The sequence below is a fragment of the Halomonas meridiana genome (assembly GCF_009846525.1).
Classification (GTDB): Bacteria; Pseudomonadota; Gammaproteobacteria; order Pseudomonadales; family Halomonadaceae; genus Vreelandella.
This window is the reverse complement of the sequence record NZ_CP024621.1, coordinates 2,951,978-2,975,202: the sequence shown is the minus strand read 5'-3', so window position 1 is coordinate 2,975,202 and position 23,225 is coordinate 2,951,978. Positions and strand designations below refer to the sequence as shown.

The 23,225-nt window shown below is 61.3% G+C and carries 24 protein-coding genes; 17 read left to right on the top strand and 7 right to left on the bottom strand.

The genetic code is table 11. The features are described from left to right. The first annotated feature begins 11 nt into the window (after positions 1-11). The 7 genes from surE to lpxL all read left to right on the top strand — a co-directional run bounded on the left by surE (position 12) and on the right by lpxL (position 6,867). Entirely contained in the window at positions 12-758 is a 747-nt protein-coding gene (gene surE, locus CTT34_RS14195) for a 5'/3'-nucleotidase SurE (protein ID WP_159343011.1), read from the top strand. Further along, entirely contained in the window at positions 745-1,422 is a 678-nt protein-coding gene (locus CTT34_RS14190; protein WP_159343010.1) for a protein-L-isoaspartate(D-aspartate) O-methyltransferase, read from the top strand. The genes surE and CTT34_RS14190 overlap by 14 nt, the downstream gene beginning before the upstream one ends. Further along, positions 1,419-2,384 carry a DUF368 domain-containing protein gene (locus tag CTT34_RS14185; protein WP_159343009.1) on the top strand — a complete coding sequence of 322 codons (966 nt, stop codon included), beginning with the start codon at positions 1,419-1,421 and terminating at the stop codon, positions 2,382-2,384. Before CTT34_RS14190 ends, CTT34_RS14185 begins: the two co-directional genes overlap by 4 nt. A 28-nt stretch (positions 2,385-2,412) precedes the next feature. Next, positions 2,413-3,453, top strand: a complete 1,041-nt coding sequence (locus tag CTT34_RS14180; RefSeq protein WP_159343008.1) for a peptidoglycan DD-metalloendopeptidase family protein — start codon at positions 2,413-2,415, stop codon at positions 3,451-3,453. A gap of 151 nt (positions 3,454-3,604) precedes the next feature. Next, positions 3,605-4,579: an RNA polymerase sigma factor RpoS gene (gene rpoS, locus CTT34_RS14175; protein WP_159343007.1), complete on the top strand. Its 975-nt coding sequence runs from the start codon at positions 3,605-3,607 to the stop codon at positions 4,577-4,579. 260 nt (positions 4,580-4,839) lie between these two features. Further along, positions 4,840-5,940 carry an alanine racemase gene (gene alr, locus CTT34_RS14170; RefSeq protein ID WP_159343006.1) on the top strand — a complete coding sequence of 367 codons (1,101 nt, stop codon included), beginning with the start codon at positions 4,840-4,842 and terminating at the stop codon, positions 5,938-5,940. A gap of 12 nt (positions 5,941-5,952) precedes the next feature. After that, the gene (gene lpxL, locus CTT34_RS14165; RefSeq protein WP_159343005.1) at positions 5,953-6,867 is read left to right on the top strand and encodes an LpxL/LpxP family Kdo(2)-lipid IV(A) lauroyl/palmitoleoyl acyltransferase; all 915 of its coding nucleotides are present in this window, start codon (positions 5,953-5,955) and stop codon (positions 6,865-6,867) included. Positions 6,868-6,944: 77 nt separating this feature from the next. Here lpxL and speD read toward each other — a convergent pair whose 3' ends face one another. From speD to CTT34_RS14145, 4 genes are all read right to left on the bottom strand, one after another. Then, complete coding sequence (gene speD, locus CTT34_RS14160) at positions 6,945-7,739, bottom strand: adenosylmethionine decarboxylase (protein WP_159343004.1); 795 nt, start codon at positions 7,737-7,739, stop codon at positions 6,945-6,947. Positions 7,740-7,958: 219 nt separating this feature from the next. Beyond that, a complete protein-coding gene (locus tag CTT34_RS14155; protein WP_159343003.1) occupies positions 7,959-8,378 on the bottom strand; it encodes an OsmC family protein in 420 nt (139 codons plus the stop codon). 94 nt (positions 8,379-8,472) lie between these two features. Then, a complete protein-coding gene (gene murU, locus CTT34_RS14150; protein ID WP_159343002.1) occupies positions 8,473-9,135 on the bottom strand; it encodes an N-acetylmuramate alpha-1-phosphate uridylyltransferase MurU in 663 nt (220 codons plus the stop codon). Then, on the bottom strand, positions 9,132-10,142 hold the full coding sequence (locus CTT34_RS14145; RefSeq protein ID WP_159343001.1) for an aminoglycoside phosphotransferase family protein: 1,011 nt from the start codon (positions 10,140-10,142) through the stop codon (positions 9,132-9,134). The genes murU and CTT34_RS14145 overlap by 4 nt, the downstream gene beginning before the upstream one ends. A 70-nt stretch (positions 10,143-10,212) precedes the next feature. On the opposite strand from CTT34_RS14145, the gene CTT34_RS14140 reads away from it, so the two are divergent. The 7 genes from CTT34_RS14140 to CTT34_RS14110 are packed head-to-tail and all read left to right on the top strand — an operon-like array spanning position 10,213 to position 17,999. Further along, complete coding sequence (locus CTT34_RS14140; RefSeq protein ID WP_159343000.1) at positions 10,213-12,660, top strand: LPS-assembly protein LptD; 2,448 nt, start codon at positions 10,213-10,215, stop codon at positions 12,658-12,660. A gap of 37 nt (positions 12,661-12,697) precedes the next feature. Further along, positions 12,698-13,738, top strand: a complete 1,041-nt coding sequence (locus CTT34_RS14135) for a peptidylprolyl isomerase (RefSeq protein ID WP_159342999.1) — start codon at positions 12,698-12,700, stop codon at positions 13,736-13,738. Beyond that, positions 13,738-14,781 carry a 4-hydroxythreonine-4-phosphate dehydrogenase PdxA gene (pdxA, locus tag CTT34_RS14130; protein WP_159342998.1) on the top strand — a complete coding sequence of 348 codons (1,044 nt, stop codon included), beginning with the start codon at positions 13,738-13,740 and terminating at the stop codon, positions 14,779-14,781. The genes CTT34_RS14135 and pdxA overlap by 1 nt, the downstream gene beginning before the upstream one ends. Before the next feature lie 26 nt (positions 14,782-14,807). After that, positions 14,808-15,650: a 16S rRNA (adenine(1518)-N(6)/adenine(1519)-N(6))-dimethyltransferase RsmA gene (gene rsmA / locus CTT34_RS14125; protein ID WP_159342997.1), complete on the top strand. Its 843-nt coding sequence runs from the start codon at positions 14,808-14,810 to the stop codon at positions 15,648-15,650. Next, positions 15,647-16,024 (top strand): Co2+/Mg2+ efflux protein ApaG, encoded by a 378-nt coding sequence (gene apaG / locus CTT34_RS14120; RefSeq protein ID WP_139526510.1) that lies wholly within the window; start codon positions 15,647-15,649, stop codon positions 16,022-16,024. The genes rsmA and apaG overlap by 4 nt, the downstream gene beginning before the upstream one ends. 22 nt (positions 16,025-16,046) lie before the next feature. Next, positions 16,047-16,862, top strand: a complete 816-nt coding sequence (locus CTT34_RS14115; protein WP_159342996.1) for a symmetrical bis(5'-nucleosyl)-tetraphosphatase — start codon at positions 16,047-16,049, stop codon at positions 16,860-16,862. Further along, entirely contained in the window at positions 16,863-17,999 is a 1,137-nt protein-coding gene (locus CTT34_RS14110; protein WP_159342995.1) for a tRNA nucleotidyltransferase/poly(A) polymerase-related protein, read from the top strand. Here the strand turns inward: CTT34_RS14110 and folK are convergent. Together folK and folB are read right to left on the bottom strand one after the other, a co-directional pair. Next, a complete protein-coding gene (folK, locus tag CTT34_RS14105; protein WP_159342994.1) occupies positions 17,996-18,541 on the bottom strand; it encodes a 2-amino-4-hydroxy-6-hydroxymethyldihydropteridine diphosphokinase in 546 nt (181 codons plus the stop codon). The genes CTT34_RS14110 and folK overlap by 4 nt on opposite strands. Next, positions 18,538-18,918, bottom strand: coding sequence for a dihydroneopterin aldolase (folB, locus tag CTT34_RS14100; protein ID WP_159342993.1), 381 nt, complete (start codon positions 18,916-18,918; stop codon positions 18,538-18,540). The genes folK and folB overlap by 4 nt, the downstream gene beginning before the upstream one ends. A gap of 102 nt (positions 18,919-19,020) precedes the next feature. Here folB and CTT34_RS14095 point away from each other — a divergent pair, with 102 nt between their 5' ends. Beyond that, positions 19,021-19,590 (top strand): glycerol-3-phosphate acyltransferase, encoded by a 570-nt coding sequence (locus CTT34_RS14095; protein WP_159342992.1) that lies wholly within the window; start codon positions 19,021-19,023, stop codon positions 19,588-19,590. A gap of 9 nt (positions 19,591-19,599) precedes the next feature. Here the strand turns inward: CTT34_RS14095 and tsaD are convergent, their stop codons facing one another. Next, on the bottom strand, positions 19,600-20,643 hold the full coding sequence (gene tsaD, locus CTT34_RS14090) for a tRNA (adenosine(37)-N6)-threonylcarbamoyltransferase complex transferase subunit TsaD (protein WP_159342991.1): 1,044 nt from the start codon (positions 20,641-20,643) through the stop codon (positions 19,600-19,602). 200 nt (positions 20,644-20,843) lie between these two features. Here tsaD and rpsU point away from each other — a divergent pair, with 200 nt between their 5' ends. Further along, positions 20,844-21,059 (top strand): 30S ribosomal protein S21, encoded by a 216-nt coding sequence (rpsU, locus tag CTT34_RS14085; RefSeq protein ID WP_016416934.1) that lies wholly within the window; start codon positions 20,844-20,846, stop codon positions 21,057-21,059. Between the two features lie 187 nt (positions 21,060-21,246). Further along, complete coding sequence (gene dnaG / locus CTT34_RS14080; protein ID WP_159342990.1) at positions 21,247-23,103, top strand: DNA primase; 1,857 nt, start codon at positions 21,247-21,249, stop codon at positions 23,101-23,103. Positions 23,104-23,225 lie beyond the last annotated feature (122 nt).

Below are 23,225 nucleotides of genomic sequence, written 5' to 3'. Positions count from 1 at the left end.
AGGAGATTCTGATGCGGCGACTGCTGCTTTCCAACGATGACGGTGTTCACGCTCCCGGCCTGCGCGCGCTGTATGATGCGCTCTTGCCCCACGCCCATCTTCGCGTGGTCGCCCCGGATCGAGACCGCAGCGGCGCGAGCAATTCGCTCACGCTGTCGCGTCCGCTGTCGCTGAGCGCCTTAGAAAACGGCTTTTACAGTGTCGATGGCACGCCCGCGGACTGTGTCTACCTGGGTGTCAACGGCGTGTGGGACGAGCGGCCGGATCTGGTCATGTCGGGTATTAATCACGGCAGCAATCTGGGTGATGACGTACTCTACTCGGGCACGGTAGCCGCCGCAATGGAAGGACGTAACCTCGGCATGACGGCCATTGCCATGTCGCTATGCGGCACCCAGCACTTTGCCACGGCGGCCAAATTCGCCGCGAGCTTGATCGGCGCTGCCGACCAGCTCTCGCTGCCGCCGCGCACGCTCCTGAACGTGAACGTGCCGGACGTGCCGTGGGAAGCGATCAAAGGTGTGAAGGTCACTCGCCTGGGCTATCGCGGGCCAGCAGAAAAGCCAATACCCGTACAGGATCCCCGGGGGCGGACGCGCTACTGGATTGCGCCGGTCGCCGCCAATGCGGATGACGGCGAGGATACCGATTTTGCCGCCATCGAAGCAGGCTATGTATCGATCACGCCGCTGCAAACCGATTTAACGCGCCACCCGGCTCGTCGCGATGTGCAGGATTGGTTGGATGCCTTTGCCTGATCTGTCCCCTGGGGAGCTGCGCGGTAGTGGTATGACGTCTCAGCGCACCCGAGATCGTATGATCGAGCGCCTTGTGCAGCAGGGCGTAAGCGACCCGCGTGTGCTGGACGTCATGGCCAGCGAGCCGCGTCATCTATTCGTCGATGAAGCGCTTGCCCACCGCGCCTATGAAGACACCGCGCTGCCCATCGGCTTCGGTCAAACGCTTTCGCAGCCCCTGACGGTGGCGCGAATGACGGAATTGGTGCTGCGCGCCTCGCCACGTCGCGTGCTGGAGGTGGGAACCGGCTCAGGTTATCAAACCCTGATCCTATCGCGTTTGGTAGAAACGCTTTACTCCCTGGAGCGAATCTATACCCTGCACGAGCGCGCGGCCGAACGGTTGTGGCGACTGCAGGCACCGGCCACCCTGGCCGTGGCGGATGGCGGTGAGGGGTGGCCGGAGGCGGCGCCTTTCGATGTCATTCTGCTCACCGCCTGTGCGCAAACGCTGCCGGAAGCGCTGCTCGAGCAGTTACGTCCCGATGGTGTGATGATCGCACCGTTAGAAGCGTCAGACGGTAGCCAGTGGCTGACGCAAATCAAGCGGATTGGCTCCGCCTTTGAAAAGCGCCGACTAGAACCCGTGCGCTTCGTACCTTTATTGCAAGGAGTGGTGGATTGAAGCGTCGACCCCTAGGACTGTTTTTAAGAGGCGCCGGGATGGGCGCTGCCGATGCAGTTCCCGGCGTATCGGGAGGCACGATTGCCTTTATCACCGGTATTTATGAAGAACTCATCAATACCATCAAGCAGTTTGGTCCCAGCGCTCTCGGTGCCTGGCGCAGCGGCGGCTGGACAGGGCTGGCGCGGCATCTGAACGTAGCGTTCTTGATCCCCCTGCTGTCGGGCGTGGCGGTGAGCTTGGTCAGCGTAGCCCATCTCGCGCTGTGGCTGATGGAGGCCTATCCGCTGCTGCTGGAGGGCTTCTTTTTTGGGCTGGTTGCCGCGTCGGCACTGGTCGTCGGTCAAGCCGGTGAGCGGTGGAAAATGTGGTACTTGCTGCCGCTGCTCATTGGTTTGATGCTGGCCAAGCTGCTGCCGGGAATGATGCCGCTAGTGCTGATGGTGGGGAACGAGTCGCTGGTCGTCATCGTGGCGGGGGCCATAGCGATCAGCGCCATGCTGCTGCCTGGGGTGTCGGGCAGCTTCTTACTGCTGACCATGGGGCTCTACGGCACCATCATGGGGGCTATTCGCAGCTTCGATATCGGTATTATCATGCTGTTTGGAATGGGCTGTGTGGTGGGGTTGGCGCTCTCGTCGCGTCTGCTGTCATGGCTGCTACGGCGGTATCATGGCGCAACGCTGCAGCTACTGCTGGGCTTCATTATCGGCTCGCTGCCGGTTCTCTGGCCCTGGCGGGAGCTGTTACGCTACCAGTTAGGTCCTGATGGGCAGATGATTCCGCTGGCTTACCGCTATTTGTTACCCAGCGATTACGCCGTGCTGACAGGGGCGTCGGCGCAGGTAACTGGCGTGATAACGTTGATGGTCGTCGGCGCGCTACTCGTCGTAGCACTCAACCGTCGCGCGACCACTCATGCCCAGCATCACTCAACAGACAGTCATTCCATTGATCGCTAGCACGGCGTTGAACAGGAGTAGGGTTTGCATGCGTAAGGTTTTCATGATGACGGTACTCGCACTGGCGGTGAGTGGCTGTGCCAGTCAGCAGTCCAACACCCCCCAGGTGCGCGACTTGAGCGACGCTCGGCGCGCGGTGGAGAACGCGCCGCAGTACACGGTGAAAGCGGGCGATACGCTCTACGGCATCGCATGGCAGCACAATCTGGACTATCGCCAGCTCGCCGCCATCAACAATATCGATGCGCCCTACCAAATTTACCCCGGCCAAACCATCGCGCTGCGGGAAGGCGCGGGAGGCGTGGCGGCGTCGTCTGGCGGCAACGGGTCCCCCGCTGCCACCAGCGGTGCCGTAGCCACGGGGCTACAGCCCCAAGCCACCGCCGTGGCGAGCAATGACCAAGAGCTCGACTGGCTGCTGCCGGACGAGAGCGCCATCGAGCGCAACCAGCGGTTGACGGCAGAGCGTGCCGAGCGCACGGCGGTCGAGGCGTCTCAACAAGTCGCTGCCGCTGCCGAACCGTCTGAGGAGGCAGCTCCTCAGACGCCAAGCGCTCAGCCTGAACAAGAACCCGCGCCCGAGCCTACCCCAGAGCCGGAACCTGAGCCGACCCCGGCCGCCGCACCAGCGCCTGCCGCTGAGCCTACGCAGACGGCCCGCACCGATCGTTCGACACGGACCTTCACGCCGGCCGAAAACATCGACTGGCGTTGGCCCACCGATGGCCAAGTGACCGGTGAATTCGGGCAAGGAGGCAGCATCACCGCCGGGATTGATATCGCCGGGCAAAAGGGGCAACCTGTTCGTGCTGCAGGCCCGGGCATCGTGGTCTACGCCGGTAGCGGCGTGCGCGGCTACGGTAACCTAATACTACTGAAACATAACGATCAGTTTCTCAGTGCTTATGCACATAATGATAGCTTGAACGTCAAAGAGAATGATGTCGTCGAGGCAGGAGAAGTCATTGCCACGATGGGCGATAGCGATGCAGATGCCGTCAAACTGCATTTTGAGGTGCGCCGCGATGGCCAGCCGCAAGATCCGTTGGACTATCTGCCATCTCGCTAGCCATCCCTTGGCAGGTGTAGAGTGATGCCTGCTAGGAGTACCCGAATAGCTGAACCAGGGCGTCATATAACAATAAGGTGCACGCGCACAGGGAGTGCGACCACCCTTACTTTTTTACATGGCGGATAGGCGAGACCACGGGGGTATGACCATGAGTATGCTGGAGAAGGACCTACAGGAGATTGACCTGGATGAAGTTGAGGAGGCGTTGGACGACGCCGACGACGACGTTACGGCCGAGGAGGATGCGTTTGAAAAAGCGCTGGGCCGTGAAGACCGTCAATCGACTCAAAGCTTGGATGCGACACAGATCTACCTTAACGAGATCGGCTTTTCTCCGCTGCTGACGCCGGAAGAAGAAGTGTATTACGGCCGCCTGGCACGCAAGGGCGATGCGCTTGGTCGCTCCAGGATGATCGAATCTAACCTGCGCCTGGTGGTCAAGATTGCCAGACGCTACCTGAACCGAGGCTTAACGCTGCTCGATTTGATCGAGGAGGGGAATCTTGGTTTGATCCGTGCCGTCGAGAAGTTCGACCCCGAGCGGGGGTTTCGCTTCTCTACGTATGCCACCTGGTGGATTCGTCAGACCATTGAGCGTGCGCTAATGAATCAGACGCGCACCATTCGCCTGCCCATTCACGTGGTAAAAGAGCTCAATATCTATCTGCGCGCTGCTCGTGAGCTGACGCAAAAGTTGGATCACGAAGCGACCGCCGAGGAGATCGCCGAGCATCTCGACAAGCCGGTCGAGACGGTCAAGAAGATGCTGGGGCTCAACGAACGAGTGTCGTCGGTGGATTACCCCATGGGCGGTGACAGCGACAAGCCGTTGATCGATACGCTCACTGACGACGAAGTCCTCGGTCCGGAAGCGTGTTTGGTGGATGGCGACGTGCGTGAGCACGTGGACCATTGGCTGGATGAGCTGAGCGAAAAACAGCGCGAGGTCGTGGTACGCCGCTTTGGTCTACGCGGCCACGAAGCCGCGACGCTGGAAGAGGTTGGCGCGGAGATTGGTCTCACCCGTGAGCGGGTGCGCCAAATTCAGGTAGAAGCGTTAAAGAAGCTGCGCCGCTCGCTGGAAAAACAGGGACTCTCCCTCGACGCGATTTTCGAGAGTTAATCCAGGGTCGTGCGGTACGTCAGCCATTCTGGCCGAGCTTAGCGACGTTAACAAAGGCAACACCCATAGCGCACCGAGTTATCCACTCGGTGCGCTGTTTTTGGGCAGACGGTTTTTCACCCCCCGCTGTTGGGCCGCTGACCGTCCCAATGTGGCGAGCCGGCTGAGCCACTGCCCATCTGAGCCTGAGTGAATGAACGCGTGACGGACAGAGTGACGAAAAGAGTCAATGAAACAGTCAATTGGAGAGTGAGAACGCTATGCGCCCGCTAGTGGCCCATATTGATTTGGACGCGCTGCGTCACAACTATCAGCTGGCGTGCCGCTGCGCCCCGCAAAGCCGCTCAGTGGCCGTGATCAAAGCCGATGCTTACGGTCACGGTGCGCTGGCCTGCGCTCGCGCGCTTGAAGCCGACGTGCCGGCCTTTGCCGTGGCTTGCATCGAAGAGGCGCTGAGCCTGCGAGAAGGCGGTATCCAAGCGCCCATCGTACTGCTCGAGGGTATCTTCAGCGCTGAAGAGCTGGCGCTGGTCGACCAGCACCGCCTCTGGATCAGCGTCCATAGCGCCTGGCAGGTGGAGGCGCTGCTGGCCTATTCGTCTCGGCAGCCAATTCCCGTGTGGCTGAAAGTGGATTCCGGTATGCACCGGCTGGGGTTCTCGCCGGAGCAAGCGCCCAGCGTGTGGCAGCGGCTGGTCGATGCGCCTCAAGTGACGGCGCTGCATCTGATGAGTCACTTTGCCAATGCCGATGCGCAAGATCCCAGCTACTTCAACCGCCAGATGCGCGTGCTGCAAGGACTGGCGGCCGAGCTGAAAGCGCCGCTCTGTTTGGCCAACTCCCCGGCAACGCTGGCGTGGCCAGCCGCTCATGGGGATTGGAACCGTCCCGGCGTGATGCTCTATGGCAGCGACCCGTTGGAAGTGGCCAACGACATCACCCGCCAGCTACGTCCGGTCATGTCGCTACGCTCAGAGATCATCGCGCTGCGCGAACTCGATACCGGCGAACAGGTGGGGTACGGCGGGCGCTGGAAAGCAGCACGCCCATCGCGCATTGCAGTGGTTGCCGCAGGCTATGGCGATGGCTATGACCGTCATGCCGTCGATGGCACGCCGGTACTGGTCAACGGCCAGCGCTGCCCGATTGCCGGTAAGGTCTCCATGGACATGCTGACGGTGGACGTGACCGACGTCCCTGACGCGGCCATTGGCAGTGACGTGGTGCTATGGGGAGCGGCCAGCAACGGTGCCGTGTTGCCCGTGGATGAAGTGGCTCGCTACTGCGATACCATCAGCTATACGCTGCTGACGGGGGTGCTGCCTAGAGCCCCACGGCGTTATCATGGGGCTCACGTTTAAACGGTTATCGGTATGTCTAAAGCGTCTTATCCGCGCTCCTTTGCGCACCCTCGTTACTGGCCGACATGGCTGGCGATTGGCCTGATGTACGTGGCCGCATGGCTCCCCTGGCGCGTGAAGCTCTGGGTGGGGAAAGCGATTGGCCTGCTGGCGTGGCGCTTCGTAAAGCGTCGTCGGCACATCACCGCCACGAACATCGCGCTCTGCTTTCCAGAAAAAAGTGCCGATGAGCAGCGCCAACTGGTCAAAGAGACCTTCATTGCCAACGGGATTGGTTTGGTCGAAACCGCAACCGGCTGGTGTCGGGATGCCGAAGGGCTGCGTCATCGAGTGGCCTATCACGGCCAAGAGCACCTTGCACGCGCCAAAGCCCAGGGCAAAGGCGTGCTGGTGGTGGGTATCCACTTCTCGACGCTGGACCTAGGCGGGGCGTTACACTCGCTTTTTTTCCCGGCGGATGTGGTTTACCGCCCCCATAACAACCCGCTGTTCGAGCGCTTCATGACCCGTGCGCGTTCACGCATCTTTGGCCAAGCCATCGATCGCCATGACTTGCGCGGCGTGGTACGCCGCATCAAAGCGGGGCATATCGTGTGGTACTCACCGGATCAGGATTTTGGTCGCGATGTCAGCGTCTTTGCGCCGCTGTTTGGTCAGCAGGCGGCGACGATTCGTCTCACCTCGAAAATCGCCCGCATGACGGGCGCTCCTGTGGTGCCGCTGATGTTCCACCGCAACCCGGATAATCACACCTACACCATCGAGTGTTTGCCTGCCTTCGAAGATTTCCCCAGTGGTGATGAAATGGCCGATGCCACGCGGGTGAATGCCTTTATCGAGCGGGCGATTCGTAAGCACCCAGAGCAGTATCTGTGGCTGCATCGACGGTTCAAGACCCGCCCGGAGGGTGAAGAGGGCGTTTACTAGCGTTAGCCCGTATAGGTAAGAAAAAAGCTGCCCGTGGGCAGCTTTTCATTGGCATCGACGCGGCTGCAGGCCGTGCCTCAGTCGAAGTTACGGGAGTAGAAAATCTCCAGCATCTCTTTGCGCAGACGACTTTCGATGTCGCGCGCTTCTTCGAAGGTGATGTCGCGGCGCGAGGTGCCGAACAGGTAGTTATCCAGTTCGAAGTCCTTGAGCAGCATCTTGGTGTGGAACATGTTCTCTTGATACACGTTCACGTCGATCATCTGGTAGGCCTGCTTGGTGTCTTCTGCCAAGTAGTCCTGAATCGAAGTGATGTCGTGGTCGATGAACAGTTTTTTGCCGTCCACATCCCGCGTGAAGCCGCGCACGCGGTAATCCATGGTCACGATGTCGGAGTCGAAGCTATGGATCAGGTAGTTCAGCGCTTTCAGCGGGCTGATATGACCACAGGTCGACACGTCGATATCCAAACGGAAGGTGCTGATGCCGTTGTCCGGGTGGGATTCTGGATAGCTGTGCACCGTGACGTGGCTCTTGTCCAAGTGCGCCACGACGGTTTCAGGCAGCGGGCCCGGGCCTGGCTCGGTTTGACCCGGCGTGGGGTCATCCAGCTCGTGCTCGGCGATCAGGATGGTGACGCTCGCACCGTGCGGCTCGTAATCCTGGCGTGAAATATTCAGCACGTGGGCGCCGATGATATTGGTCACGTCCTTGAGAATCTGCGTCAAACGTTCGGCGTTGTAGAGCTCATCGATATAGTCGATATAAGCCGCACGCTGCTCCTCGGTTTTGGCGTAACAGATGTCGTAAATATTGAAGCTCAACGAGCTTGTCAGGTTGTTGAACCCGTGGAGTCGGAGATTATCTGACACGTCCGAACCTCCCTATGGCAGATGAAGACACCCCGACGATCCAGCGCCGGAACCGATAAACACTTGTTACCGTGCTGACGCAGCCGCTGTGCATGGAGCGGCCCCGCACTACGCAGTAGGGGGAAAAACAAGCGGGCGTATTATGCCCGCCCGTGGCGCGGGTTGCATCCGGCCACACTACTTTTTTTGAACCTGAGCGAAAGTGTCGCAGCGTGGGGCTCAAGCGTCGACGATCTCGAAAGAGTGGGTAATCTCAACGCCGCCGTTGACGAGCATGATCGAGGCGCTGCAGTACTTCTCTGCCGAGAGCTCCACGGCCCGCTGTACCTGCTTCTCTTTCAAGCCACGCCCCGTCACCACGAAGTGCACGTGGATCTTGGTGAACACGGACGGCACCTCATCGGCGCGCTCGGCGTCCAGCTCTGCCACGCAGTCGGTGACATCGGCGCGGGCTTTGTCGAGGATGTTTAAGATATCGAAGGCAGTGCAGCTACCCATGCCCATCAACAGCATTTCCATCGGCCGTGGGCCAGTGTTACGACCGCCGTGGTCGGGCGGGCCATCGATCACAACGCTGTGTCCGCTACCCGATTCTGCGACGAACTGACGACCATCGGTCCATTTTACCCGTGCTTTCACGTTGCTCTCCTCATCTTGGCGACGAAAGGTAAGTCGCGCAGCATAACATTTCTAGGCGACAGCGCACGGCTTCATCGTGCGCTGGTCATGGCGGTCAAACCTGAGCCAAGTGCTGCTCCAGTTCGGTGAGCCGTTCTGGGGTGCCAACATCGACCCAGTGGCCGCAGTAATGTTCACCGCTGACGCGCTGTTCGGCCATGGCGCGCTTCAGTAGCGGAGCCAGTGCAAACGCTCCTGGTGGCTCTTTTGCGACGAGGTCAGGGCGCAGAACGCTAATACCCGAGTAGGTCAGGCGTGACTCGCCCGTCTGCGTAACGCGGCCCCGGTCGAGCGCAAAATCGCCGCCAGGGTGGTGGTTAGGGTTATCCACGAGGATCAAGTGGGCGAGGTCGCCCTCTGCCAGCGTGGCAGCACTGGGTAGGTAGTCGCACCATACATCGCCATTGATCAGTAGAAACGGCGCTTCGCCCAGCAGAGGCAGCGCTTTCTGAATGCCGCCGCCGGTCTCGAGCGGGCTAGCCTCCTGGCTCCAGTGAATGCGCAGTTGGTGGGCAGAGCCGTCGCCCAGCGCGGCCATGATCTGCTCGGCGCGGTAGCTCACGTTGATCACCACCTCCTCGATACCCGCACGCTTCAAGCGCTCCAGATGATGGACGATCAGCGGCTTGTCTGCCACGGGCAGCAGCGGTTTCGGGCAGTGGTCGGTGAGTGGGCGCATCCGTTTGCCTAAGCCCGCCGCCAGGATCATCGCTTTCATGGCGCTGATGCCTCCAGTCGCTGGAGAATGGCCGGGCGCAGTACCCCGCGGACCCAGTCGGCAAAGTCACCGTGCTCGGGTAGGGCTACCAAGCTATCGTCCAAGTGGGTTAAAAAGTGTGGCAGGCGGGCCAGGTAGCCCTGTTTGCTGTCACGCAGGGTCAACCGGCAAAAAATGCCCAACACTTTCAGCGAGCGCTGAGCGGCCATTGCGTGGCACTGGGCCAAAAAGGCGGCCTCGCTCACCGAGCGGGTCAAACGACCCTCTTGCCGGGCTTGCTGATAGAAGGTGCTCACAAATGTGGCAAACTGGTCAGGGCTGAAACGGCAGTAGCGGCCTCGCAGTAGCGAAATAACGTCGTAGCTGAGCGGACCTGCCACGGCGTCCTGAAAATCGATCATGTAAAGCGTTTGCTGGTGGAGCATCAGGTTCATCGCATCGAAATCACGATGAACGCTCACCACCGGTTGTTCCAGGGCGCGCTCGATCAATGCGCAGCGGAGCGCCTCCCAGCTATCCGGAACCGGCAGCGACAGCCAGCGGCCCAGGCACCATTCGGGAAAAAGATCCAGCTCCCGGCCAAGTAGGGCGGCGTCGTAGGCGGGCAGGGCGGCTGGGTTGGCGCGGTTTTGCAATTCGGCAATCAGCGACAGCGCGGCGTGGTGGTGCTCCTCCGTGCGCGCCGGGTCGGTAAAGGTGGCTTGCAGGGGCGTATCGCCCAGATCATCCAGCAGCAAAAAGCCGGCGTCCAGATCACAGGCGTGAATGGCGGGCACCGGCAGTCCGGCGGCATGCCAGCGCTGGCCTATGGCCACAAACGGCGTGGAATCCTCCTGATCCGGCGGTGCATCCATGACGATTTGCGTGTTGCCATCCGGCAGCGTTAGTCGAAAATAGCGCCTAAAACTGGCGTCACCGCCCGCAGCAGAGAGGCGAAGAGTGGCGTGATCAAGGCCGTGTTGTTGCGCCGCCCACTGAGTGAGGGCGTCGATCCGAGAAGAGGACATGCAAGCTCCTTGCTGGTCGGGCATCATGCGGGCTGTATAATACCGATTCTGGATGCCAAGGATAACGAACATGGGCAAGCGAATCTCGCGCACCGTACCGGTTGCGCATACGCTGCTGGGCAGTTTGCTCGCTGGCGCCTCGTTTTCAGCGGTGGCGCAGGACCGAACCCTGCCCGCAGAGGCGCTGGACTGGCAGGCCTGGAGCCAAGACGAAGCGCCGCAACAGCTATGCCGGGGGCGCTATGTGATGCCCGGCTACCGCTTGCCAGCGGAACAGAACCCGGAAACGCTTTCGGTCGAAACCGAAGAGGTGGACTACGCCGCTGACGGTGAAGCCCTGCTGCGTGGCGATGTGGTACTGCGCCGGGGCAATACCGAGCTAGAGGCCGAACGCGTCTTTCTCCCGGCAGATCGCCAGCGGGTAGATGCCGAGGGCAACCTCGCCATTCGCGATGGTCAAGCCCTCGTGCGCGGCGAACACGCCACGTTGATGCTGAACGAAGATCGCGCCTCGCTACGTAACAGCCACTATGTGCTCTACGAGCAGCACCTGCGTGGGCAGGCGCGTGAGCTGCAACAGACCGGAGAGGAGCAGTACCGTCTGCAGGAAGCCACCTTCACGACCTGCGACCCCGGTGCTAACAGTTGGCAGTTGGTAGGTAGCGACATTCGTCTCGATCAGGCGGCAGGATTCGGCACTGCCCGCCACGCGCGGCTGGAAGTCAAAGACGTCCCGGTATTTTACTGGCCGTGGCTGCGTTTCCCCATCGATGATCGCCGTCATACGGGGCTGCTCTCGCCGTCAGTGAGCTTCTCAAGCGATGGCTTCGATTATACGCAGCCGTTCTACTGGAACATTGCGCCGAATCAAGACGCCACGATTACCCCCCGCTGGATGTCGGACCGGGGGCTGCTGCTCAATGGGGAATACCGCTACCTGCTCGAAGAGAGTCAGGGCTTGGTGGAGGGCGGCTACCTCGATAGCGACGGCGGCACCAATAACGGTGATAACCGCTTCGAGGGGGACGACCGCTGGTACATCGACGCCCAGCATGCAGGACGGCTCACGCCGCGCAGCGACTACCGGCTGCGCTACGGCGCGGCCAGCGACGGGCGCTACTTCGATGACTTTGGTGGCGAGTTCGGCAACAGCGACCGGGTCAGTATGGAGCGTCTGGCCCAGGTCGATTACCGCGGCGAACGCTGGCAGCTCGATGCGCGGGCCCAGGGCTTTCAGCGCCTGGAAGACCCGCTCAGCGACACCGATCGCCCGTTTTACCGCCTGCCTAGCCTGACCGCCAACTCCGATTGGCAGCTAGGCAACGGCCTCTATACGCAGTGGCGCTCCAACGCCACCTATTTCTGGCGCGATGTGGACGAGCGGCGGGTGCCGGAACGTGAGGCGGCCATTGGGTCGCGCCTGCACCTCACACCGGCGGTGGGCTGGCGTTACGAGCAGCCCTGGGGCTATATCGAACCCCGCACCGAGCTTTGGCACACGGCTTACGAGCTGGATTACGGCGACCGAGTGACCGATCGCACCACATCGCCTTCGCGCAGCGTCGCGATCACCTCCATCGACAGCGGCCTTGTCTTCGAGCGTGAACTGGAGCTTGGCGGGCGCGATTATCGCCAAACCCTCGAACCCCGCGTGAACTACGCCTACGTACCGCGCACCGACCAGACTCAGCTGCCCGATTTCGATAGCCGTGAACGGGCGTTTTCATGGGATCAGCTCTGGTCGCCGCACCGTTTCTCGGGGGCTGACCGCGTGGGGGATCTCAATCGCGTATCGCTCGGTGTCGAATCACGGTTGATCGAAGATAGTGCCGGGCGTGATCGTCTGACCTTTGGTGTCGGCCAGAGCTACTACTTCTCCGAGCGGCGCATCGATAGCGAAGGCGATCCGGACACGCTGCCAGCGCGCCCCAGTGAAGACCCTTCGGTGAATCCGGAAAGCCGCTATCAGGCCACCCGTGACCGCTCCCCGCTGGTCACTCGCCTGGATTGGCAAATATCGGATCGCTGGAGTACGGGCTACGAATGGCTCTACGATGACGAGCGTGAACAGACCGAGCGCTCTAGCGTGGACGTTCGCTACCGTCATCCGGAAGGGCACGTAGTGAACCTTGGCTACCGTTGGGAGATCGAAGGGTTCGATCCGAGCGTGGTGCCGGGCGACGACGGTTTCCGCGACTACAGCCGCGAAGAGTGGGATCTCTCGCTGGCGTGGAAAGCGAGCCCAAGGATTGATTTGATTGGCCGCTACCTGCACGATCAAACCAACAACCGCCCCCTGGAACAGCTCGCGGGCCTGCAGTGGAACGACTGCTGCTACGGCGTACAGCTGGTATGGCGTGAATGGATCGACGACAACGATACGGCGCGGGTTGGCGATGACTTCAACGACCGCGGGCTATTTTTGCGCTTCGTGTTTCGTGGTCTAGGTGGCGTGGGTCAAGAGGCCGACGGCTACTTTGAACAGGCGATTCCCGGCTACCGCCCTACGCCCCTATGAACGACCACTTTAAAATAGCGACTGAAAGAGACTTTTTATGATGATCAGAAAGACCTTGCTGAGCTGCGCGCTGAAGAAACGAGCCACCCAGCTGTCCGCAGGCAGCCTGATGGTGCTCTGCCTGGGCACGGGTGCGGCGCTGGTTCCGCTGACCGTTCATGCGCAAAATTTCGAGTCGGCCCAGCGTCAGCAGTTGGATAGCGTCGTCGCAGTCGTCAATGATGGCGTCATCATGCGCAGTGAGTTGGATGACCGCATTGCCCAGGTGGAGCAGCAAGCAGCGGCTCAGGGCGGCAATTTGCCGCCGCGTAATCAGCTGGCCCAGCAGGTGCTGGAGCGCATGGTCATGGATGAAATCCAGCTGCAGATGGCCCGCCAAGCCAACCTGAGCGTGGATGACACCGAACTCAACCGCCAGCTGCGCAGCATTGCCGAATCCAACAACATGACGTTGGACCAGTTTGCCGATGCGGTAGAAGCCGACGGCATTACCCTGGCCGACGTGCGCGAAGACGTACGCCGCGAAATGCTGATGCGCCAGGTACAGCAGCGCCAGATTAGCCAGCGCGTCACGGTTTCCGACCGCGATGTGGAGCGTTTCCTGAGCCAGCAGCCAAGCCAGCAGCAGGGGCAGGCGTTTATCGAAGAGACCCGTGCCCGCCACGTGCTGGTGGAGCTGACGCCTACGCGTAACGAGAACCAAGCCCGCGCCCGCGCAGAAGAGGCTCGCCAGCGTTTGCAGCAGGGCGCAGACTTCGCGTCGGTGGCCCGCGAGTACAGCGACGACCGTGGTAGCGCCATGAACGGCGGCGACCTGGGCTGGGTGCGCCCTGGCCAAACGGTGCCTGCGTTCGAAGAAGCCATGACGTCTCTCAGCCCGAACCAGCTCTCCGAGCCAGTACGCTCTCAGTTCGGCTATCACGTCATCGAAGTGCTGGAGCGTCGCCGCCAGGACGTGACCGAAGAGAGCCGTCGTGAGCAGGTGCGCCAAGCGATTTTCCAGCGTCGTGCCAACGAAGAGCTGCAAACCTGGCAGCGTGAAATTCGCGAACAGGCCTTCGTGGATATTCGTCTCTAATGACGCGGCCGCTGCTGTTAACCACCGGTGAGCCTGCGGGCATCGGGCCAGAGCTGACGCTGATGCTGGCCGCTCGTGGGCAATTAGCCAACACGGTGGCGGTGGGTGACCCGCAGATGCTGCGCCAGCGCGCCGAGCTGCTCGGGCTGGCCGTAGAGGTCGTCGAGGCCGCGCCGGGTAGCTTGGATATATCCTCTCCAGGGCGTTTGGTGGTGTGGCCCGCCGCACTGCGCGCGCCTGCCACGCCTGGGGTGCTCAATCCTGCCAATGCCAGCTACGTGTTGGAGACACTGCAAATCGCCGTAGACGCCTGCCAAGCAGGGCAGGCCGCGGCGATGGTCACCGCGCCGCTACATAAAGGGGTCATCATCGAAGGGGGCTTTCCCCACTTCACCGGCCATACCGAGTGGCTGCGCGATGCCTGCGGCGTGGATGACGTAGTGATGCTGCTGGCGACCGATGCCGCGCTGCATGCCAAGAACCCGCTGTGGCAAGGCAGCGGCGATTTGCGCGTGGCGCTGGTGACGACTCACCTGCCGCTGCGTGACGTGGCCGATGCCATCACGTTTGAGCGGGTCACCCAGATCAGCCGCTTACTGGCCGCTGACCTGCGGCGCCAATTCGGCATCTCGCATCCGTGCATTGCGGTATGCGGCCTCAACCCCCATGCGGGGGAAGAGGGGCATTTGGGGCGCGAAGAGCTGGATATTATTATTCCTGCCCTCGACGCGCTGCGTGCCGACGGGCTGGATATCCAAGGGCCGCTGCCTGCCGATACGCTGTTCACCCCGCGTCACCTAGCCGGAGTCGATGCGGTGCTGGCGATGTACCACGACCAGGGCTTGGCAGTGCTAAAATACGCCGGCTTTGGTCAGGCCGCGAACATTACCCTGGGGCTGCCGCTGGTGCGTACCTCGGTGGACCACGGCACCGCGCTGGATTTGGCGGGCCATGGTACTGCCGACCCCAATAGTCTGGGCGTCGCGCTTGCCCTCGCGCAGCGCCTTGCTGCTCAGCGTGCCAGCTCCCTGGCCGCTTCATGAATCAACCCTCCAAGGAACACTGTTAGATGTCTCAAGTGCCTCAGCAGCACCGTGCTCGTAAACGCTTCGGTCAAAACTTTCTGCGTGACCTCGGCATCATTTCGCGTATCGTCCGCGCCATCGGGCCACGCGAAGGCGACCGTCTCGTCGAAATTGGCCCCGGGCAAGGTGCACTGACGGCGCCGCTGCTGGAAGCGGCGGGGAAGCTGGAGGTGATCGAGCTGGACCGTGATCTGATTCCAGGCCTGCGGGTGCAGTTTTTTAACTACCCTGAGTTCGTGATTCATGAAGGCGACGCGCTGAAGTTCGATTTTGCCGAGCTCAAGGGCGATGGCCCGGCGCTGAGGGTGGTGGGCAACCTGCCTTACAACATCTCGACACCGCTGATCGTGCACCTTCTAAGCATGGGTAACGCCATTGCCGATATGCACTTCATGCTGCAAAAAGAGGTGGTGGAGCGCCTGGCCGCCGAGCCGGGTAGCACCGACTGGGGGCGCCTGTCGGTGATGGCGCAGTACTACTGCCAAGTGGACCAGCTGTTCATCGTACCGCCGGAGGCCTTCGTGCCGCGCCCGAAGGTGGACTCCGCGATCGTGCGTCTCACGCCCCATGAACATCTGCCCCACACCGCCGATGATCCGGCCCTGCTGTTCGAACTGGTCAAGCTGGCCTTTGGGCAGCGGCGTAAGACCCTGCGCAATAACCTGAAAGGGCGAGTCAGCGCCGAGACGCTGGAAGCGTTGGGCATCGACCCGGCGCGACGCCCGCAAACCCTGACGGTGGCGGAGTACGTCACCATCGCCAATCAGGTCGCGGCCAACGAGGCGGCCACTGCGGACGACGGCAACCAGGGGGGCGACGAGGCGTGAGTGGCTTGGAGATCGAGGTCAGCGTCACGCCCGAATTTCGTGATGCAGAGTCGAGCGACAGCGAATCCCGCTACGTGTTTAGCTACACCGTAACGGTCCATAATCAAAGCCCGCACAGCGTGCAGCTAATGGCGCGTTACTGGAAGATCACTCAAGGCAGCGGCGATAGCCAAGAGGTGCGTGGCAAAGGCGTGGTGGGCCAGCAGCCGCTGATTGGCCCTGGTCAGCGTTTTCGCTACACCAGTCGGGCGATTCTGCAAACGCCGGTCGGGGTGATGGAAGGTGCCTATACGCTACTCAATACTTACACGCAGCGCGCCTTCGATGTGCCCATTGCGCCGTTTCGTTTGGCGGTGCCGCGTCAACTGCACTGAACTCTGTTAGTCGGGAATGCCCATGAGTACCTATGTCATAGGCGACCTGCACGGCTGCCATGCCGAGTTTGTTCGCCTACTGGACGCTGTGAATTTCAGCCCCACCCACGACACGCTCTGGCTGGTGGGCGATGTGATCAATCGAGGCCCCGGTTCGCTTGCCTGCTTGCAAGAAGCTCAGGCCCTCGGTAGCGCCGTGCGCTGCGTGCTGGGGAACCACGATTTTCACCTGCTGGTGGTGGCTCGTGGGGGCGGCAAGTTGAAAAAGAATGATACCTTGGACGATATTCTGGCCTCCTCCCAGCGGGAGTCGCTGCTGGATTGGCTGCAGAGCCAGCCCCTGGTCGTGCATGAGGGCAATACGCTTATGGCCCATGCCGGACTGCTGCCCAGTTGGAGTGCCGAACAGGCGCTGACGCTAAGCGGTGAAGTGCAGTCGGCGCTGCAAAGCGAGCACTCAGGCGCATTTTTAAGCCAGCTTTTCGGCAATCAGCCGGACCGTTTTCGGGACGACTTGGAAGGTATGGATCGCCTGCGCTGTATCGTCAATGTGTTGACCCGGATGCGCTTCATCGACGCCGAGGAGCGCCTCGATTTTGCGGCCAAAGAGGGACTCGATAGCGCCCCTGAAGGGTTCGCTCCCTGGTTTCAGTTTCCACGCCAGGATGATCTGCGCCTTCTGTTTGGCCACTGGGCCGCGCTGGAAGGGCGCACTCCCCACGCCAAGGTCAACGTCGAGGGATTGGATACCGGCTGCGTATGGGGCGGGGCCTTGACGGCGATGAACTTGGAGACCGGCGAGCGCACCCGCGTCCCTAGCCAGCAAGGAGGTCGTTAAGTGTTTCAACAGGATGCGCTCACCCAAGGGTTGTCGGTATACCGCGTAGGCGGCGCGGTGCGGGATGCGCTGCTGGGCTGGCCGGTGGTCGATCACGACTGGGTCGTGGTGGGAGCAACGCCGGACGACATGCGCCAGCGGGGCTTCAAGCCCGTAGGTCGCGACTTTCCAGTTTTTTTGCATCCCCATACCTCAGAAGAGTATGCACTGGCGCGCACCGAGCGGAAATCCGGGCACGGCTACGGGGGGTTCGAAGTGTATGCCAGCCCGGATGTAACGCTGGAGGAGGATCTCTCCCGGCGTGACTTGACGATCAATGCCATTGCCCAGGGGCCCGAGGGGGAACTGACGGACCCGTTTCACGGCCAGCAGGATATCCGGCAGCGACTTTTACGCCACGTATCGCCTGCCTTCAGCGAAGATCCGCTGCGGGTGCTGCGCACTGCGCGCTTTTTAGCCCGCTATGCGCATCTGGGCTTTACCATCGCCCCAGACACCCACGCGCTGATGCGCCACGTCAGCGGCAGCGGCGAACTTGGCCACCTAGCCGCAGAGCGAGTGTGGGTAGAGACCGAAAAAGCGCTGGGAGAACCCAATCCAGAGCGCTATTTCACGACGCTAAACGAGTGCCAGGCGCTCGCCACTTGGTGGCCGGAACTTGACGATGACGACACCTTGGCCGCTGCCCTCGACGCGCTAGCCAGCGCGCCTGAGACCTCTTCACCCGCGCTTGCCCACTGGCGCTATGCGCTGCTGGTCTCGGTGCTCAGTGACGAGCAGCGCGACGCGTTAGCGGGCAGGCTGCGGCTGCCCAACGCGGTGGCGCAGTTAGCTCGCCATACCGCGCTGACGACAGCGCTGCTCGATGCACCGCTCAACGATGAGCGAGTGCTGCACTGGTTGGAGCGCTTGGATGGCTGGCGCAAACCTGCGCAAGTCGCTGCGCAGTTGCAGCTCGTCGGCCGTTTGGCTCCTGAGTACCAAGCCCTGCTGGAGGCGGCATGGCAGGCAGCCCAGGCAGTGAGCCCCCAGGCGCTGCTCGGTGAAGGGTACCGTGGTGCCGCTTTGGGAGATGCGCTGCGCCAGTATCGCCAGAGGGCGGTGGCAGGTGCGCTAGGCGAAAGGGCGTCGCACTAGCGCGCTATGGCCGCACGAAGCTGCGGGTCGGCTTGGGAAATCCAGCGGCCCCGCCAGTGAAAATCAATGGGCCAAAGGCGCTGGTCGCCCAACGCGAAGCGTTTCCAAAGCGTGGCATAGGAGGTGTGGCAGGCGGGGTGACGCGTGTTGGGTAGTAGCTCGGCCAGTGGCTGAAGCACGAAGGCATTGCGGGTGATCTCCCCGCGGGGCAGGGTGACATCATCGATGATCCCGCAGGCATCGCCGACGGTCAGTAAATCGATATCCAGCGCGCGGGGGCTGCACTTCTTCATGTCTGGCGTTCGGCCGTGGGCAATTTCGAGCGCTTTGGACCACGCTTGGAGGTCGCTCACCGACCAATCACTGTAAAATGCGACCACCAGGTTGTAGAAGTTACGGCTATCTTTAAAGCCTACCGGCTCGCTTTCAAAAATTCGCGAAATCTGCAGCGGGCCAAACGTCTCTTCCAGGGCATCCAGACAGAGCCGGATATGGGTGTCGGGGTCGATGTTGCTGCCCAGGCTCAGGGTCACCAGATTCATAACGTCGTGTCCTGCGTGGCCTCCGGCAGCGTGCCGCGGGTGATTTCCAGTCCGACGCTGGCCGCTTGAGGGACGGCACCGGGCTTGCGGACGGTCATGCGCAGCCAGCGAATCGGGAATTCATGTTGCAAGCAGGCCGCGAGACGCTCCGCGAAGGTTTCCACCAGGGCAAACTGATGCTCGTCGGCGAACTGCTGGATTCGTTGGCAGATCGCGGCATAATCCAGCGTCAAGCGTAAATCATCCGTGGCGGCTGCGGGCCGAATGTCCGTTGCCAGCGATAGATCCAGGCTCAGCGATTGCGTTATCGTGCGTTCCCAGTCGTACACACCGATGACGGTGTCTACGGTGAGTGCTTCGATCAAAATGCGGTCCACAGGCCTTCCCCCAGGGTCAACAAGCGGGCGATTGTACTTGAGGATGACCAGAAACGACAGTAAGGCAGCGGCGTTGGCCGCCAATGCCAGGGTGGGCAGGCCATGATATGGATAGTGATCGGCTACTTGAGCGGCAGTTGGCTGGCGGCAGTGAGCGTGTGCCGCTGGGCAGGTGTCGACGATCCTCGGTTTTGTGGCTCCTACAACCCAGGGTTTTCCAACGTACTGCGCCTGTATGGCCCGCGACTGGCCGCCGCCACGCTGCTGCTGGATGCGCTAAAAGGCGTGCCCGCAGTGCTGGCGGCCAAGTGGCTAACGCTGCCGGTATGGCTCCAGGGAGTCGTGGGGCTCGCCGTGCTGCTGGGGCATAGCTACCCCCTTTGGTATGGCTTTCGCGGGGGAAAGTCGGTGTCCAGTGCGTTTGGCGTGCTGCTGGTGCTGGTGCCCAGCGTGGCGCTGCTGACGGCGCTCGGTTGGACGCTGCTTGCGTGGCGGCTGCGCACTGCCGCAGCGGCATCGCTTGCCTGTGCGCTGCTGGCGCCGCTGCTGTGCCTCTGGCTGGCTCCCGGTTACGTGAGTGTCGTAGGGGGCTTTAGCCTACTGGTGCTGGCTCGACACGGCCTCAATATTCGCCGCTTGCGCCGAGGGGACGAGCCGCACCTGCGTGGGTAGGCGCGGCGATTAATCGGGGGCGTTCAAGGTATCCAACGGCCATCGGGGCGTGGCCTGCATCACGCCGTTGTCATCCCGCTCGCCTGCCGCCAAGCGCTGCGCCCCGACATAGGCAATCATGGCGCCGTTGTCGGTACAAAAACGCCCGCGAGGGTAATAAGCGCGGGCTTGGCGCTTTTGAGTCTCCAACGCTAGCCGTTCACGCAGGCGGGTGTTGGCGCTCACGCCACCTGCCATCACGATGCGCTTTAGGCCGGTTTGATCGAGCGCACGGCGACATTTGATCACCAGCGTATCCACCACGGCCTCTTCAAAGGCCCGTGCAATATCGGCTTTCGACTGTTCATCCAGCTCACCTGCGGCTTCTAGCTGGCGAATCGCCGTTAGCGTATGGGTTTTGAGACCAGAGAAACTGAAGTCCAAGCCCGGACGGTCGGTCATCGGGCGCGGAAAACGAAACCGTTTCGGGTCGCCCTGTTCGGCGAGTTTGGCCACCAGCGGGCCGCCAGGATAGGCAAGGCCAAGCATCTTGGCGGCTTTGTCGAAGGCTTCTCCTGCCGCGTCATCCACCGATTCACCCAGCAGTTGGTAATGCCCTAATCCTTGTACCTCCACCAACTGGGTATGACCGCCCGAGACCAGAAGAGCGACGAACGGGAATTCGGGGGCATCGTCTTCCAGCATGGGGGCCAGCAGGTGGCCCTCCATGTGGTGAACGCCCAGCACCGGTATGTTCAGCGCTTTGGCCATGCCGTGGGCAGTGCTGGCACCCACCATCAGGGCGCCGACGAGGCCCGGTCCGGCAGTGTAAGCGATACCGTCCAGGTCTTGGCGGGTGAGCTGGGCGTCTTTTAGTACTTGCTCGATCAACGGCAGCAACTTGCGGGTGTGATCTCGGGAGGCCAGCTCCGGCACGACGCCGCCGTACTCCGCATGCATGGCGATTTGGCTATACAGCGCATCGGCCAGCAGGCCGCGCCCACCGGTAAACGCGGTATCGTAAATGGCGACGCCGGTTTCGTCGCAAGACGTTTCAATGCCCAGTACGCGCATAGCAAAAGAACTCGTATAGGTGGTAAGGCAGAAGCTTGAAACCGGCTAGTTTAGCATTATGGCAGTGAAGGGGCGTAAGCATTTGCAAAGATCGCCAACCACGACTAGACTACTGTGCGCTGTAAAACTGGGTCGTACACCGTCGTGTTCGGTGTGCGTACTATCCGAACTCAAGACTCCTTAAGGTAGGTGAGTGCTTAATGCCTTCTGTAAAAGTACGTGATAACGAGCCGTTTGACGTCGCCCTGCGTCGCTTCAAGCGTTCTTGCGAAAAAGCTGGCGTTCTCTCTGAAGTACGTCGTCGCGAGCACTACGAGAAGCCGACTGCTGAGCGCAAGCGCAAAGCGGCAGCTGCCGTAAAACGTCACGCTAAGAAGTTGCAGCGTGAGCGTAAGCGTTTCGAACGGCTCTATTGATCCGTACCTGGGGATAGCCTGCGCTGTTAGCCGGTTATCTCAAGAGGGATGCCAAGCGGCCGCCACTAGGTGGCCGTTTGTTTTTCGTTCTGTGATGTGTGTTTTGCGCGGTTTAAGGTGATCAGGCGCGTTGCCTGATGACGTTAGGCCCGCCCATAAGCGCTTCGCGCGAGGATGCCCGCAGTTCATGGCAGGCCAAATTCCACAGCGTTTCATTGACGACCTGCTTGGCCGCGTTGACGTGGTGGAAGTGGTCGGTGAGCGCGTGCAGCTCAAAAAAGCGGGCCGTAACTTCTCCGGTTTGTGTCCTTTCCATCAAGAAAAAACGCCGTCGTTCACGGTGAGTGCCGACAAGCAGTTTTATCACTGTTTTGGCTGTGGCGCTCACGGCAACGCGCTGCGCTTTTTGATGGAGTATGACAAGCTGCCGTTCCCCGAAGCGGTAGAGCAGTTGGCTGGACGTCTAGGGCTCGACGTACCCCGTGAGGGAGTGGATGACCCGCGTGCCCAGCAGCGCGAGAAGAAGCGTAAAGAGGGCGTCAATCTGCTGGAAGTGGCCGCCAGCTTCTATCGTGAACGGCTGAAAATGCAGGAGGGCCAGAGTGCCCAGCGCTATCTGCAGGGTCGCGGTCTATCGCCGGAGGTGATCGACACCTACGGTATTGGTTATGCGCCGGGTGGCTGGGAAGCGCTCAAACAGCACCTGTCGGCAAAAGGTATCGGTGAGCCGGTACAAGTCGAGTACGGGCTGCTGATCCATCGAGAAGATACCGGGCGCACCTATGACCGCTTTCGTGATCGGGTAATGTTTCCCATCCGCGACTTGCGTGGCCGTACGCTAGGCTTTGGTGGCCGAGTCATGGGCGATGAGCAGCCCAAATACCTCAATTCACCGGAAACGCCTGTCTTTCATAAGGGGCGAGAGCTATACGGTTTGTACGAGGCGCGCCAGGCGTCCAGCAAACTTGAGCAGCTGGTGATGGTCGAAGGCTATATGGATGTGGTGGCGCTGGCCCAATTCGGCATTCATAACGCCGTCGCTACCTTGGGTACCGCGACCACGGAAGATCACTTGAGCCGCCTGTTTCGTCTGGTGAGCCGAGTGGTGTTCTGCTTCGACGGTGACCGGGCGGGTCGTCAGGCGGCAAGCCGCGCTCTGGAGACCGCTCTGCCGCAAATGATCGACGGTCGTGAGGCGCGTTTTCTATTTCTGCCTGACGGGGACGATCCAGATTCGCTGGTACGGCGAGAGGGGAGCGAGGCGTTTCAAAATCGCGTTACCTGCGCGATGCCGCTGTCGGAGTTCCTCTTCGAGCAGGCCGCCCAAGGGCGCGATTTGAATACGGTGGAAGGGCGCGAGCGCTTTGCCAGTCAGGTGTTGGAGGCGCTGAACAAAGTGCCAGACGGCATGCTGAAATCGCTGCTGCTCGAGTCGCTGGCCAAACGCAGCGGGCTGGCGCAGTCGCAGCTCCAAACACTGTTGGAGAAACGCACGGCTGCCGCTCAGGCGAGCCCCCAATGGGCGCCAGTGGACGAGACAGCGCCTGAGCCCATGCTGGCAGAGCAAGCCTCCTCCCGCCCGGCTGCTCGCGGCCGTCGCCAAGGGACAACGCTGCAAACGCTATCAACGGTGGGCCGGATCGTGCAGCTACTGCTGCATGAGCCGCGTTTGGTAACGGCGCTGCCCGAGACGCTGGATTGGCTGCCAGATAGTAGTGAAGAGGCCCCGCTGTGCCGCGAGTTGATTGCACTACTGCGTGCCGGACGCTATCGCAGTCCACAGGTGGTGCTGGCGCACTTCCAGGGCAGCCATGAAGGGCAGGTATTGGCCGAACTGGCCCAGCGCGAGCTGCTGATTCCCAAAAGCACTCGGGAAGCAGAACTCAGCGGTTTGGTTGAACACTTGATAGAGAAGCAGCGTAAGCGCTCACCCCAGGAAGAGTACGATGCGCTATTGGCGCTGGAGCGCTCGGGGCAGAAGCTGGATAAGGCGCAGCGGCAGCGGTTGGCGAGCCTGATGATGGAGCTGATTCAGCGCACATGACGGCCGTTAGCCAAAGCAATTCGCACTACGGGGTTGAATTACCACGCTTCAGCACCACATACAGGGTTAGTCGCCAGGCGCTGGCATAACCGAACAACCTAACACACCTGAATGACCGCGCA